Source organism: Paraburkholderia sp. RL17-373-BIF-A (assembly GCF_046030175.1).
Classification (GTDB): Bacteria; Pseudomonadota; Gammaproteobacteria; order Burkholderiales; family Burkholderiaceae; genus Paraburkholderia.
In genome coordinates, this window is sequence record NZ_JARESO010000009.1 from 137,630 (window position 1) to 150,282 (window position 12,653).

At 61.4% G+C, this 12,653-nt stretch carries 12 protein-coding genes; 8 read left to right on the top strand and 4 right to left on the bottom strand.

Annotation, left to right across the window (positions count from 1 at the left end):
• Window positions 1-103: 103 nt before the first annotated feature.
• A complete protein-coding gene (gene dnaN / locus P0D80_RS13800) occupies window positions 104-1,207 on the bottom strand; it encodes a DNA polymerase III subunit beta (protein WP_007180118.1) in 1,104 nt (367 codons plus the stop codon).
• A gap of 219 nt (window positions 1,208-1,426) precedes the next feature.
• Window positions 1,427-3,049, bottom strand: coding sequence for a chromosomal replication initiator protein DnaA (gene dnaA, locus P0D80_RS13805; RefSeq protein ID WP_408284545.1), 1,623 nt, complete (start codon window positions 3,047-3,049; stop codon window positions 1,427-1,429).
• Between the two features lie 400 nt (window positions 3,050-3,449).
• Here dnaA and rpmH point away from each other — a divergent pair, with 400 nt between their 5' ends.
• The 4 genes from rpmH (at window position 3,450) to yidC (ending at window position 6,134) form a co-directional block, all read left to right on the top strand.
• Window positions 3,450-3,584 carry a 50S ribosomal protein L34 gene (gene rpmH / locus P0D80_RS13810; protein WP_004198824.1) on the top strand — a complete coding sequence of 45 codons (135 nt, stop codon included), beginning with the start codon at window positions 3,450-3,452 and terminating at the stop codon, window positions 3,582-3,584.
• 14 nt (window positions 3,585-3,598) lie between these two features.
• A complete protein-coding gene (locus P0D80_RS13815) occupies window positions 3,599-4,099 on the top strand; it encodes a ribonuclease P protein component (RefSeq protein WP_408176290.1) in 501 nt (166 codons plus the stop codon).
• 115 nt (window positions 4,100-4,214) lie between these two features.
• Complete coding sequence (gene yidD / locus P0D80_RS13820) at window positions 4,215-4,445, top strand: membrane protein insertion efficiency factor YidD (RefSeq protein WP_081936011.1); 231 nt, start codon at window positions 4,215-4,217, stop codon at window positions 4,443-4,445.
• A 30-nt stretch (window positions 4,446-4,475) separates the two neighbouring features.
• A complete protein-coding gene (yidC, locus tag P0D80_RS13825; protein ID WP_408176291.1) occupies window positions 4,476-6,134 on the top strand; it encodes a membrane protein insertase YidC in 1,659 nt (552 codons plus the stop codon).
• A gap of 154 nt (window positions 6,135-6,288) precedes the next feature.
• Here the strand turns inward: yidC and P0D80_RS13830 are convergent, their stop codons facing one another.
• On the bottom strand, window positions 6,289-6,696 hold the full coding sequence (locus P0D80_RS13830) for a transcriptional regulator (protein WP_012434886.1): 408 nt from the start codon (window positions 6,694-6,696) through the stop codon (window positions 6,289-6,291).
• Between the two features lie 370 nt (window positions 6,697-7,066).
• Between P0D80_RS13830 and mnmE the strand changes: the two genes are divergently transcribed.
• The 3 genes from mnmE (at window position 7,067) to P0D80_RS13845 (ending at window position 10,247) form a co-directional block, all read left to right on the top strand.
• Entirely contained in the window at window positions 7,067-8,461 is a 1,395-nt protein-coding gene (gene mnmE / locus P0D80_RS13835; RefSeq protein ID WP_408284548.1) for a tRNA uridine-5-carboxymethylaminomethyl(34) synthesis GTPase MnmE, read from the top strand.
• 176 nt (window positions 8,462-8,637) lie between these two features.
• Complete coding sequence (locus P0D80_RS13840; RefSeq protein ID WP_408176294.1) at window positions 8,638-9,852, top strand: tyrosine-type recombinase/integrase; 1,215 nt, start codon at window positions 8,638-8,640, stop codon at window positions 9,850-9,852.
• A gap of 233 nt (window positions 9,853-10,085) precedes the next feature.
• Window positions 10,086-10,247: a hypothetical protein gene (locus P0D80_RS13845; RefSeq protein WP_012434883.1), complete on the top strand. Its 162-nt coding sequence runs from the start codon at window positions 10,086-10,088 to the stop codon at window positions 10,245-10,247.
• A gap of 89 nt (window positions 10,248-10,336) precedes the next feature.
• Here P0D80_RS13845 and P0D80_RS13850 read toward each other — a convergent pair whose 3' ends face one another.
• Window positions 10,337-10,660 (bottom strand): ecotin precursor, encoded by a 324-nt coding sequence (locus P0D80_RS13850; RefSeq protein ID WP_132376462.1) that lies wholly within the window; start codon window positions 10,658-10,660, stop codon window positions 10,337-10,339.
• A gap of 322 nt (window positions 10,661-10,982) precedes the next feature.
• Between P0D80_RS13850 and P0D80_RS13855 the strand changes: the two genes are divergently transcribed.
• Window positions 10,983-12,608: a methyl-accepting chemotaxis protein gene (locus P0D80_RS13855; RefSeq protein ID WP_408176295.1), complete on the top strand. Its 1,626-nt coding sequence runs from the start codon at window positions 10,983-10,985 to the stop codon at window positions 12,606-12,608.
• Window positions 12,609-12,653: the final 45 nt, after the last annotated feature.

The window sequence follows — 12,653 nt, forward strand, 5'->3', positions numbered from 1 at the left end:
GGTTCTGCGTTGCTGCAAGGTTGCTGCTCGGGACTTTTCAAAACACCATAAAAACGCCAAAGGGGCGCTGCGCCCCTTGGTGTGTTCTTGGTTTCTGGACGCGTTAGATGCGCATCGGCATCACGACGTATTTGAATTCGTCGTTCTCGGGAATCGTGATCAACGCGCTGGAGCTGGCGTCACCCAGGCTCACTTGCAACGTGTCGACCTTCAGGTTCGCGAGCACGTCGAGCAGATACGTGACGTTGAACCCGATATCGACGCTGTCGCCGTCGTATGCGATTTCCAGTTCTTCCTGCGCCTCTTCCTGATCGGCGTTGGTCGACATGATCTTCAACTGGCCCGGCTCGATAATGCAGCGCACGCCCTTGAATTTGTCCGAGGTCAGAATCGCGGCGCGTTGCAGCGAGCGCTGCAGTTCTTCACGGCCGATCACGAACTGATTCTTGTGCGACTTCGGAATCACGCGCTGGAAGTCGGGGAATTTGCCTTCCACCAGCTTCGACACCAGTTCGACCTGGCCGAACGTGAACTTGACCTGCGTCTGCGCGATGTCGATCTTCAGCGTGTCGTCGATGTCTTCCAGCAAACGCTGGAGTTCCAGAATCGTCTTGCGCGGAATGATCACTTCCTGACGCTGGAACGAGCCTTCGATCTTCATGGACGAGAACGCCAGACGGTGGCCGTCCGTTGCGACCGCCATCAGCTGGTCGCCGTCTACCACCAGCAGCATGCCGTTCAGGTAATAGCGGATGTCCTGCTGGGCCATCGAAAAATGGACCATGCCGAGCAACTGGCGGAACGTCTTCTGGGGAACCACGAGGTTCGCGCCGTAGTCTTTAGCTTGCGCGACCGTCGGGAATTCGTCCGCGGCGAGCGTTTGCAGCGCAAAGCGGCTCTTGCCGGATTGCACGGTCAGACGCTTGTCGTTCAACGTGAGCGTGACCTGCCCGTCGGGCATGGCGCGCAGAATGTCGAGGAGCTTTCTTGCTGCCACCGTGGTCGCCACCGAATCGCCGCCCACGCCGAAATCGGCACGCGTGGTGATCTGCAACTCGAGGTCGGTCGACAGGAACGACACATCAGGGCCGTTCTTGGTAATCAGCAAATTGGCGAGGATCGGCAACGTATGGCGGCGTTCGACGATGCCGCTCACGGTTTGCAGCGGCCTGAGGAGGTTATCGCGTTCGGTCTTGACCAGTTGCATAGAGTTCCTTCGTTGATATAACGGCCTGCGCGCCTTGCCAGGAAGCTTTTCCGCGCGCAGCCACGACTCCCCGCCGGCGCCACGCAGCGCCTGTCAAGGCGTGAAATCCGCCCACGGCCGCCGGGCGGTTAAACCTGTATTGTGCCTGAAAACGGAACCGCCTCACTAAAATGGGGGCGAGTTTGGAAATAAACAGGTCGTTTTTTCCAGACAGACCGCTCAGCCCTTCAGCGTCTGCTCCAGTACGTGCAGTTCGTGGTTCAGTTGCGCGTCCTTGCTGCGCTCATCGGCAATTTTGCGCACTGCGTGCAGCACGGTGGTGTGGTCGCGCCCGCCGAACAGCTCGCCGATCTCCGGCAAGCTCTTCTGGGTCAGCTCCTTCGCCAGATACATGGCGATCTGCCGCGGCCGCGCGATGTTCGCGGGACGCTTTTTCGAATACATGTCCGCGACCTTGATGCTGTAGAAGTCAGCCGTGGTCTTCTGGATGTTTTCCACCGAAATCTGCCGGTTCTGCACCGTCAGCAGGTCTTTCAGCGCTTCTTTCGTCACTTCGATCGTGATTTCGCGGCCGTGGAACTTCGAGTACGCGAGGATCTTGCGCAACGCGCCTTCGAGTTCACGCACGTTCGAACGCAAGTGCTTGGCGACGAAGAACGCGACGTCCTCGTTCAGGCTCACGAACTCGGATTGCGCCTTGCGCATCAGAATCGCGACGCGCATCTCCAGCTCGGGCGGCTCGATCGCCACGGTCAGGCCAGAGTCGAAGCGCGAGATCAGGCGGTCGTCGATACCCGAAATTTCCTTCGGATACGTGTCGCTGGTGATGATCACCTGCGCCTTGTTCGCGACCAGCGCCTCGAACGCGTAGAAGAATTCCTCTTGTGTGCGCGACTTGCCTGAGAAAAATTGAATATCGTCGATCAGCAGCAGGTCGAGCGAGTGGTAGTAGCGCTTGAAATCGTCGAACGCCTTGCGCTGGTACGCCTTCACCACGTCGGACACGTACTGTTCAGCGTGGATGTAGCGAATCCGCGCGCCGGCCTTGTCCATCAGGAGCTGGTTGCCGATTGCGTGGATCAGGTGGGTCTTGCCCAGACCCACGCCGCCATACAGGAACAGCGGGTTGTAAGAGATGCCGGGGTTGTCCGCGACCTGAATCGCCGCGGCGCGCGCCAACTGGTTGGCCTTACCTGTCACGAAATTGTCGAACGTCAGAACCGGGTTCAACTTGGAACGCTCGTACATCGAGTCGTTTTCGCCACTGTTCGCGTTCGAACCCGCGCTTTGGCCCGGACGCCAAGTGCGGCGGGCGGCCGCGGCTTCGTTCGCGTCGAGGCTGGGCAGATCGAGGTCGGCGGCATCTTCAGCCGCCGCGCGTGCGTTTGCGTTGTGTTCGGCTGCCGCGCGTGCGTTCGCGTTGAGGTTGGCCATCGCGCTGTTTGCGCCACCCGCGCGCGCGGCGTGCGCCGCTTGCACAGCGCCGACGGCCGCGTCCACCGCAGCGCCGTTGCCAGCGCTACCGCCCATCGAACCAGGTGCGGAAGCCGGGCGCGCCGGTGCCGGCGCGGCTGCCGCGGGGGCGCGCATACCGGCTTTCGGGTCCAGCACGAATTGGACGTCGACGGGGGCTTGCCAGAAATCGCGGGCCATATCCGCGATGCGGCCGGAGAACTGGCTCTTGACCCAGTCGAGCTTGAAACGGTTCGGCGCAGCGATGCTAAGCGTGTTCGCAGCGGCGTCGAAGGCGACCGGGGCCAACGGTTTGATCCACGTCACGTACTGCTGGGGCGTAAGCTCGCGCTCCAGCAATGCGGAACAGTGTTGCCAGAAATCGTTCATCGAGTTGCTGTCGTTATGGTGTGCACGGCGGTCGCCGCTGCCCCTGTCGCGCGCACGCAACAAGGCCCTGAGCAGCCAGGCTAACCAGGCGCAATGGCTCCAGGCGCTTGTGCCACAAGGGTTTGCGGGACAAGCGAGCCGGAGCCGCGTGCAGGATTTTTGGGAAGTAAGGCGAGATTCTAACGCCAAAACGGACCCGCAAGGGAGTTATCCACAGGGACGGATCATCGGGCGAACTCCTCGCGGGCCGCGGTCCAACCAGGCTAAACTATTGACGGTCAACGAAAAACCGGTTTAAATAGCGGGTTCCGCGAAAACCAATTCTGTAAACGCCCGGCCATTGCCGCTTCAGCGATGATCGTGCGGTTAATTTTCGATCAGTCGATCAAGTGAGAGCAACATGAAACGTACTTACCAACCTTCCGTTACCCGTCGCAAGCGCACCCACGGCTTCCGCGTTCGCATGAAGACCGCAGGTGGCCGCAAGGTCATCAACGCACGTCGCGCGAAGGGCCGCAAGCGCCTCGCCATCTAAGGCAGGCGAGCGGATTGCGCGCTCCGTTTGTGCCAGGTAGCGACGCCCGCGGTGAAGCGGGAACGGCAGGGGCGCTGCAACAGGGTTCGGTTCCGTTGCGAGCGCAAGCCGCCTTCCCCAAAGCCGCAAGGCTACTGAAAACGGATGAATTTTCATCCGTTTTTCGTTTGCGCCCGTGGCGCCGCACTGCGCACTTCGTGGTGTACGGACGGCCCACCGGCAACGAAGCTCGCTTAGGTCTCGTGATCGGCAAGAAGTATGCGCCGCGCGCGGCCACGCGTAATCTGGTACGTCGAATCGCGCGTGAGGCCTTCCGGCTGCGTCGCGCGGAATTCGGCGGTTGGGATGTGCTGCTGCGTTTGCACACGCGCTTCGACAAAAAGGCTTTGCCGAGCGCCTCGTCGCCGCCGTTAAAGGCGCTGTGCCGCAGCGAAATTGAGGCGCTGCTCGACAAGGCAGCGCGCGAAATTACCCGTCGTGAGGCGCCGCCCGCGGAAGCGCCCAAGACGGAATGACGCTCAAGTGACCGCCCGCTTTGCAGTTCAGGCCGCCCAAGCAGCTTTGGCAGCCGTGCTGCGCGGGCGTCGCCCGGTATTCCACGTTGCGCGGCGCCGTCCGGCCGCACCAGCCATGCAAACGGTACTCTTCGCTTTACTGCGTTTTTACAAAGTTGCCGTGAGCCCAATGCTCGGCAACCGGTGCCGTTTTTACCCTTCCTGCTCTGATTACGCGCGCGAAGCAATCCAGTATCATGGCGCCGCGCGCGGGACTTATCTCGCCGCCAGGCGTATTTGCCGCTGCCACCCGTTTTCCGCGGGCGGCATCGATCTCGTCCCGCCTCCCACTTCTGAAAAGCGCTGACGCGCCGTTCCATCGACACTGAGACAACGCATGGATATCAAACGCACCGTCCTATGGGTCATCTTTTTCATGTCAGCGGTCATGCTGTTCGACAACTGGCAACGCGACCACGGACGCCCGTCGATGTTCTTCCCGAGCGCCACGCCGACCAAGACCGTCGGTAGCGCCGCACCGGGAACCACGACGCCGGGAACCCAGCCCGCCGATTTGCCGGCAACGAACGCAGCCGCACCGGGCAACGCGCCGGCGGCGACGCAAGCGCAACTGATCAAGTTCAGCACCGACGTCTATAGCGGCGAGATCGACACCCGCGGCGGCACGCTGTCGAAGCTGTCGCTCGTGAAGCAAGGCGACGGCAAGCAGCCGGATCTCGTCATCACACTGTTCGACCGCACCGCGAACCACACGTATCTGGCGCGCACGGGCCTGCTCGGCGGCGATTTTCCGAATCACAACGACATCTACACGCCGTTGCCGAACCAGCAACACGACCTGACGGGCAACGAACAATCGTTCCAGCTCAGCTTCGAGTCGCCGGTGAAGGGTGGCGTGAAGGTCATCAAGACCTACACGTTCACGCGTGGCAGCTATGTGATCGGCGTCGACACGAAGATCCAGAACGTCGGCACCACGCCGGTGAGCCCGTCGGTCTATATGGAACTGGTGCGTGACGACCAGCCGGTGGAAACGCCGCGCTTCTCGCACACGTTCATCGGGCCGGCTGTCTATACCGACCAGCATCACTTCCAGAAGATGACGTTCGGCGACATCGACAAGAACAAGCAGGACTACGCGACTTCGGCCGATAACGGCTGGATCGCGATGGTCCAGCATTACTTCGCGTCGGCCTGGATTCCGCAGCAAGGGGCGAAGCGCGACATCTACGTCGAGAAGATCGATCCGACGCTGTATCGCGTCGGCGTGAAGGAGCCGGTGGCGACCATCGCTCCGGGCCAAACCGTCGACGTGTCCGCTCGCCTGTTCGCCGGTCCGGAAGAAGAGCGCATGCTCGAAGGCATCGCGCCGGGTCTGGAGCTGGTGAAGGACTACGGCTGGGTGACGATCATCGCGAAGCCGCTGTTCTGGCTGCTCGAGAAGATCCACAGCTACGTCGGCAACTGGGGCTGGTCGATCGTGCTCCTCACGCTGCTGATCAAGGCGGTATTCTTCCCGCTGTCGGCTGCAAGCTACAAGTCGATGGCACGCATGAAGGCGATCACGCCGCGCATGCAGGCGCTGCGCGAACGCTTCAAGGGCGATCCGCAGAAGATGAACTCGGCGCTGATGGAGCTGTATAAGACCGAGAAGGTCAATCCGTTCGGCGGCTGTCTGCCGGTCGTGATCCAGATTCCGGTGTTCATCTCGCTGTACTGGGTGCTGCTGTCGTCGGTGGAAATGCGCGGCGCGCCGTGGATTCTGTGGATTCACGATCTGTCGCAACAGGATCCGTTCTTCATCCTGCCGGTGCTGATGGCCGTCTCGATGTTCCTGCAGACCAAGCTGAACCCGACGCCGCCGGACCCGGTTCAAGCCAAGATGATGATGTTCATGCCGATCGCGTTCTCGGTCATGTTCTTCTTCTTCCCGGCCGGTCTGGTGCTGTACTACGTCGTGAACAACGTGCTGTCGATCGCCCAGCAGTACTACATCACGCGGATGATGGGTCAGGCGAAGGCCAAAGCGGCCTGATGATGTTTTTCCAGAGGTGGGCGGCAACGCCCGCTCTCTTCAGGCTCTGATTCCAGCCAAAGCTGGCTGGTACAGCGGCAAAAGAAAAGCCGCCCGGTTTGCACCGGGCGGCTTTTTTGATGCTCGCGGGTAAACGCTTCACGCGATGCCGCCGTTACTCTTCTTCCGCGTCTTCGCCGTAAAAACGCACGATCATCTCTTCGACCAGAAAGCGGTCTTTCGGCGTGAGCGACTCGATCTTGGAAGCGAGCTCGATCGTTTCAGCCGACGGCGGATATTTCTCGCCACGCGCCAGCGGCCTGGCGTTCACGCCCGGCGACGGTCCGTAGTGCAGCCAATGCTCCTTGACGTTCAGCCATTCGGCTAACGTACGCAACTTATCGGGCTTGGGAATCGTCGTACCGGATAACCACTTGTGAGCGGTTTGCGGCGTCACTTCGCGCTCGCCTCGGTAGCGCAGATTGAATTGCTCGGCGAGCTTGGTCCCGCCGCGAATCTTGAGCGGCTCCAGCAGGTCCTTCAACCGTTTGGCGAAGGCGGCTTTTTCTTTGTTGGTCGGCATGAGCCGGATTGTGCAATTCAACGTCCAACCAGTTGACAACCGGGCAAGTTTAGTTTTAGCGTATTTGAGATACTTTTAGCTTGTAGTGCGCTTTGGGTAAAGCGTCGGCGGAATTTGTATTTTTTGGTGTTTTTTCCTTATCCGGTGCGCCTGTTCGCGATCTCACCGTCCTACAGCGTCCTATTTAGTCTGAGGAAGCGCAGTAGTAATCCTAGCTTGTTTGAGATAAATCCCAACTGCTTGGATAATGCAGCTTCCGCCATCAATCAGAACCTCGCGACACGGTCGCCGGATGCGCCCGCGTTACAATGCCTCGCGCCACGCTGCCCGGCGCCGCCCTGCCCTCCTCTCCGTTTTTGCCACGCTTTTTATGCTCACCACCGATTCCGATCCGATCGTCGCCATTGCCACCGCGCCCGGCCGTGGAGGGATCGGTGTCGTGCGGATTTCGTTCGGCCGCGCGGGCGAGGCGGCCGCCCAGCCGCTGATGCAGACGCTCACCGGCCAGATACTCGCGCCGCGCCATGCGAGCTACGTCCCGTTTCTCGACGCCAGCGGCAATGCGCTCGATCGCGGCATCGCGCTGTACTTTCCGGCGCCGCACTCTTACACCGGCGAACACGTGCTCGAACTGCAAGGCCACGGCGGTCCGGTGGTGCTGCAACTCGTGCTACAGCGTTGCATCGATGCCGGCCGCGCGTTCGGTTTGCGTCTGGCCGAACCGGGCGAATTCACGCGCCGCGCGTTCCTCAACGACAAGCTGGATCTGGCGCAAGCCGAAGCGGTTGCCGATCTGATCGAGGCCAGCACCGAGGCTGCCGCGCGTTCGGCGGGCCGCTCGCTCGACGGCGCGTTCTCGCGCGACATTCACGCGCTGGTCGAAGACGTGATCACGCTGCGCATGCTGGTCGAAGCGACGCTCGACTTCCCCGAAGAAGAAATCGACTTCCTCGAAGCCGCCGACGCTCGCGGCAAGCTCACGCGCATACGCGAGCGTCTCGCGCACGTGCTGAGCGAGGCACGGCAAGGCGCGTTGTTGCGCGAAGGACTCTCGGTGGTGCTGGCCGGGCAGCCGAACGTTGGAAAGTCGTCGCTGCTGAACGCGCTTGCCGGCGCGGAGTTGGCCATCGTCACGCCGATCGCCGGCACGACGCGCGACAAGGTCGCGCAGACGATTCAGATAGAAGGCATTCCGCTGCACGTGATCGACACAGCCGGCCTGCGCGATACCGAGGACGAAGTCGAAAAGATCGGCATTGCGCGCACGTGGAGCGAAATCGAGCGCGCTGATGTGGTGCTGCATCTGCTCGATGCGCGCACCGGCATGACCGCTGAAGACGAGGCGATCGCCGGGCGTTTTCCGGGCGGTGTGCCGGTGGTGCGCGTGTTGAACAAGACGGACCTGACCGGCCTCGCGCCGACGACGCAGGCGCTCGACGCAGACCTCGATCTGAGCGAAGTGCGGCTGTCGGCGAAACAGGGCGATGGTGTTGCGCTGTTGCGCGACGAGTTGCTGCGGATCGCCGGCTGGCAAGCGGGCGCGGAAAGCGTGTATCTGGCGCGCGAGCGGCATCTGATTGCACTGCGCGCCGCCGAGGAGCATCTGGCGACTGCGGCAGCGCACGCCGATCAGAACTCGCAGGCGCTTGATTTGTTCGCTGAGGAACTGCGGCTCGCGCAGGATCAGTTGAATTCGATTACTGGTGAATTTAGTTCGGATGACCTGCTCGGAGTGATTTTTAGCAGGTTCTGTATTGGGAAGTGAGCGGGGATTGGGGAATTGGGCTCTGAGGTTATATCCATAAAGGCTTTCTGAGTAAATCAAACCACAGATTTGCGAGCAAAGAATCCCGCTGCGTTGACCCAAAATTCGCCAAATCTTTGGTACACAGACTCCATAAGGTTTAAAATCGCAGCTGTCCGCCTATCAGCGATCCGAGCATGCCCCGCTTAGCCGTCCCCCTCACCGAAGCTCAGATCCGCGCGCTCGAACCGCGCGCCACCCGTTATTGCGTCGCTGACGGCAGCGGCCTCGTCATCGAGGTCATGACGACCGGCACCAAGATCTGGCGCTTCCGCTACACGTTGAACGGCAAACGCCAACCGCTCGCCACGATCGGCGACTACCGGATGATCTCGCTGCGCGTCGCGCGGGCCAAAGCACAGAAATATGCGGAGATGGTCGCGCAAGGCATCTCGCCGGTCGCCACGGCGCGGCGCGATCGCGGCGCGGAAAGCAAAGCCGATGTCCTGCGCGAAGCCGCCGAGCTTTATCTCGCAACGGAAATGGCGGGCAAGTCGGAGGAATACCGGCGCACCACGCGCCGCGCGCTCGACAAGGATGTTTTACCCGCCATTGGCCACATGCCGATCAAAGCCGTCACCGCCGACGACATCGTTGCGATATGCGACAGAATCAAAAGCCGCGGTTCGCCGAAAATGGCGCTGCATACGCGCAATGTCGTCAAGCGTCTCTACGAGTATCTGATCGCCCGTCAACTCGCGGCCAGCAACCCGGCCGAGGTCGTGCCGGCGCGCTCCATCGCCACGTTCGACAGCCGCACCCGAGTGCTCTCGGGCGACGAGATCGGCACCATGTTTCGCTCGATCGACGCATCGAGCATTCGTCGGCCTCTGAAATTGGCGCTGCACTTGCTCGTGCTGACGATGGTTCGCAAATCGGACCTGGTCGAATCGACGTGGGCCGAATTCGATCTGGACAAAGCGCTATGGACGATACCCGCTGGGCGTCTGAAAAAGGATCGTGATCGGCAAGTGCCGCTTTCGCAGCAGGCGGTCTCCATGCTGCGCGAGCTTTACCAAGCGCGGGCCAGCCGAAAGTTCGTATTCCCGAGCGTCAGGGGCGACGATCGGCCGATCGCCAAAAGTACGCTGAATCAGGCAGTCAAGGCGCTCGGCCTCGACGTGGAGCATTTCGTCCTGCATGACTTCCGGCGCACGGCAACGGCGCACCTACGCGAGATCGCGCAGCCTTCGAGCGAAATAGACCGGGGTGCGGCTGAGATGCCCGAGCGTATCAAGCAAGACGCGAGCGCGGAAAATGACGCGAAGCAGCGTCGGGGCATGCAGCAATGGGCGGATTTTGTGGACGCGCAGATCGAAGGCGCACGTAGAGCGGCGACCAGCACGCCCTGAACGGGCCGCGTCGGGTGCCTAGCCCTTGAAACAAGAGATTATGATGGTACACAAAACCCATCACTCCAAACTCAACTAATTGTTCAAAATAGTAAATTCAATTTCTCACTAGGTTTCAAAGGTGAGGAATAACGGACGGATGAGCATCCGCCAAAATCGCATCACATGGACCTTTTCTCCCGCGTTTCATCGCCTAAACTGTAGGGTGGACGCAACTCGATACGGAGGCTCCCATGTCTGAATCGTTGATCGCTTATCTGCTGGGGCCTGCTGTCATGCTGCTGGTCGGCGTCGCTATCTGGGCCGCGTCCCACTACCACCAGAAGACAAAGCCGCAAAGACTCGAGCGCTGGCTCGACACTCACTATGCGGAGTGGCTGCATCACAGGCACTGAGTCGCGCATTTGAAATGAAAAGGCCGTCGCTTAACACGACGGCCTTTTTGCCTGTGGCGCGCGCAAAGATGCGCGCGCTCCACGATTGATTACCAACCCGGCTGCGGTTGCGGATACCCGTATTGCTGCTGCGGGGGCGCACCGCACGCCACATAGGCACGTTGGTATTGGTCATAGCAGTATCCCGGCGGCGCTTGCGCATAGACCGGCGCGGGCTGATACGCCGGCTGCGCATACACAGGCTGCTGGTAAGCCACCACCGGCGCTGGATTCAGCGCCGAGGTCACCACCGCCCCGAGCACGGCGCCGCCGATCAGCGCACCGACGACATCGCCGCCATTACCGTGCGCCGACGCTTGACCCGCCACGCTCAGACTTCCCACCATCACCAACGCCACTGCGATCTTTTTCATGTTTGACTCCCCGCCGTTCAGGCATGGAACAGATTGTGGCTGGCGCGCGCAGAAATAGATGCTGCAAGTGGTAACCGGACATTACCCATGTAACGCGGCACGCGGCGTTGCGGGGGCAATGCGCGCGCAAGCGCTACCACTGGCACCTCCACGCAATCCAGCCTGATACCCGCTACCCCATTCCACCGATCAATGTAAAATCCGCCGCATAACCTGTCGGATAAATCCGGCAACTCGCCAAGCTCTCCGGCCCGTCGATCGCAGGATCGGACCACGTCGACAACACGGGTCGAGACAAGCGAAAAAAGTAAGGGGCGTGCGCGTGAAACAATGGACCATCCGGCAACGGATTCTGTGCAGCTTCGGGATCGTGCTGATCGTGATGCTGGCAATGGCAATCGTCACCTTCCAGCAGCTTGGCGGCATCGATCGCGACGCGAAGAGCCAGCAGCAGGACTCGATGCCCGGCCTCTACTACGCGACCGCGATGCGTGCGGCCTGGTTCGAGAACTACAGCGTCACGCAACGCCTCATCTACGTCGACGCGGACGCCGATTCCGTCAAGCGCGACACCGCACGTTTGCAGGAAACCCAGCAAACGCTTCAGAAGCTTATCAACGACTACGGCGTGACCATCGTCCGCGACGTCGATCGTGAGGTCTTCAACGATTTCCGCCAGCAACAGGCGCAGTACCTGCCGATCCAGGCTTCGGTGCTGGACAACCTGCCGGCATCGAAAGACAACGCCGAGCGCATCTTCAACGCGCAACTTACGCCGCTCTGGGAAACCGGCCGCCTCTCCGTGCGCAAGCTGGTCGACGACAACAAGAGCTATGCCGACCAGGCCGCTGAAAGCATCCGCAACTCGGTCGAGACGACCGGCATCGTGATGCTGGTGATGCTGCTGATCGCCGTCGTCGTCGCCGTGCTAGCCGGTTACTGGCTGTTGCGCGCCGTCACCACGCCGATGGCCAAAGTGCTGCAAGTCGTCGACGTGATGCGCACGGGCGACCTGACCCAGCGCCTGCAACTGAATCGCGCCGACGAAATCGGCGCGCTCGAAGCGGGCTTCAACCGCATGACCGACGAACTCACCGCGCTGGTCGGCCAGGCGCAAAAATCGGCGGTACAGGTGACGACATCGGTGACGGAAATTGCCGCGACCTCACGCGAGCAGCAAGCCACCGCGAACGAAACCGCCGCCACCACCACCGAGATCGGCGCGACCTCGCGTGAAATCTTCGCGACCTCGCGCGACCTGCTGCGCACCATGAACGAAGTCTCGGAAGTGGCCGGCCAGTCGGCGGCGCTCGCGGGCACCGGCCACGCCGGTCTCGCGCGCATGGAAGAAACCATGCGTCTCGTGATGGAAGCGGCCGGCTCGGTCAACGCGAAGCTCGCAATCCTCAACGAGAAGGCCAGCAACATCAACCAGGTCGTCGCCACCATCACCAAGGTCGCGGACCAGACCAACCTGCTCTCGCTGAACGCGGCGATCGAAGCGGAGAAAGCCGGCGAATACGGCCGCGGCTTCGCGGTCGTGGCAACGGAGATCCGCCGCCTCGCCGATCAGACCGCCGTGGCGACTTACGACATCGAACAGATGGTCAAGGAGATCCAGTCCGCAGTGGCCGCCGGCGTGATGGGCATGGACAAGTTCTCCGAAGAAGTGCGGCGCGGCATGCTCGATGTGCAGAACGTCGGCGGCCATCTCACGCAGATCATCCAGCAGGTGCAGCAACTCGCGCCGCGCTTCTCGATGGTCAACGAAGGCATGCAGACGCAAGCCACCGGCGCCGAGCAGATCACCCAGGCGCTGACGCAGCTCTCGGAGGCCGCCCAGCAGACGGCGGAATCGCTGCGTCAGTCGACCCAGGCGATCGACGATCTGACGCACGTCGCCAACAGTCTGCGCACGGGCGTGTCGCGCTTCAAGGTGACGGCCTGACGCGCCACGGCGCGCTGATCGAAGCCGACACTCGCACGCCCTTCC